This window comes from Ruoffia sp. FAM 24228 (assembly GCF_045528575.1).
GTDB classification, from domain to species: Bacteria; Bacillota; Bacilli; order Lactobacillales; family Aerococcaceae; genus Ruoffia; species Ruoffia halotolerans.
In genome coordinates, this window is record NZ_JBGQQZ010000103.1 from 3,098 (window position 1) to 4,759 (window position 1,662).

The window sequence follows — 1,662 nt, forward strand, 5'->3', positions numbered from 1 at the left end:
GATTAAAATTATATCTTCATTTAAGAAAATTGTTCTAATACAATCTGTCGCATCGACGGATTATATTAGGTGTTGATATTCAGTTTTCAATGAGCTAAGTTTGAATGGTTCCTTGCAGTTAAACAAGAAAACTCACTCAAAACTGAACAAAGATAAAACACTTCATGCTGTAAAAGGTTCCAGTACTCCTTAGAAAGGAGGTGATCCAGCCGCACCTTCCGATACGGCTACCTTGTTACGACTTCACCCCAATCATCTATCCCACCTTCGACGGCTCCCTCCATAAAGGTTAGGCCACCGGCTTCGGGTGTTACAAACTCTCGTGGTGTGACGGGCGGTGTGTACAAGACCCGGGAACGTATTCACCGTGGCGTGCTGATCCACGATTACTAGCGATTCCGGCTTCACGCTCTCGAGTTGCAGAGAACGATCCGAACTGAGAATGGCTTTGAGAGATTCGCTTGCCCTCGCGGGGTCGCTGCTCGCTGTACCATCCATTGTAGCACGTGTGTAGCCCAGGTCATAAGGGGCATGATGATTTGACGTCATCCCCACCTTCCTCCGGTTTGTCACCGGCAGTCTCATTAGAGTCCCCAACCTAATGCTGGCAACTAATGATAAGGGTTGCGCTCGTTGCGGGACTTAACCCAACATCTCACGACACGAGCTGACGACAACCATGCACCACCTGTCTCCTTGCCCCGAAGGGCTTCACCTATCTCTAGGCTATGCAAGGGATGTCAAGACCTGGTAAGGTTCTTCGCGTTGCTTCGAATTAAACCACATGCTCCACCGCTTGTGCGGGTCCCCGTCAATTCCTTTGAGTTTCAGCCTTGCGGCCGTACTCCCCAGGCGGAGTGTTTATTGCGTTAACGCCAGCACTGAGGGGTGGAAGCCCCCCAACACTTAACACTCATCGTTTACGGCGTGGACTACCAGGGTATCTAATCCTGTTCGCTCCCCACGCTTTCGAGCCTCAGCGTCAGTTATAGACCAGAAAGTCGCCTTCGCCACTGGTGTTCCTCCATATATCTACGCATTTCACCGCTACACATGGAATTCCACTTTCCTCTTCTATACTCAAGTTTGCCAGTTTCCAATGCCGTTCCACGGTTGAGCCGTGGGCTTTCACATCAGACTTAACAAACCGCCTGCGCTCCCTTTACGCCCAATAAATCCGGACAACGCTTGTGACCTACGTATTACCGCGGCTGCTGGCACGTAGTTAGCCGTCACTTTCTGGTTAGATACCGTCAAACCGATAACAGTTACTCTATCGGCTGTTCTTCTCTAATAACAGTGCTTTACGATCCGAAAACCTTCTTCACACACGCGGCGTTGCTCCGTCAGACTTGCGTCCATTGCGGAAGATTCCCTACTGCTGCCTCCCGTAGGAGTTTGGGCCGTGTCTCAGTCCCAATGTGGCCGATCACCCTCTCAGGTCGGCTATGCATCATCGCCTTGGTAAGCCGTTACCTTACCAACTAGCTAATGCAGCGCGGGACCATCCTTCAGTGACAGCCGAAGCCGTCTTTCCCGATTGAACCAGGCGGTTCTGTCGTCTATGCGGTATTAGTCATCGTTTCCGATGGTTATCCCCCGCTGAAGGGTAGGTTTCCCACGTGTTACTCACCCGTGCGCCACTCACGTCAAGAGAACAAG

General features: G+C 51.1%; 1 rRNA gene. It reads right to left on the reverse strand.

The features are described from left to right. Positions 1-193: 193 nt before the first annotated feature. Positions 194-1,662: ribosomal RNA gene (locus ACEN33_RS11820) — 16S ribosomal RNA — on the reverse strand; the annotation flags it as partial.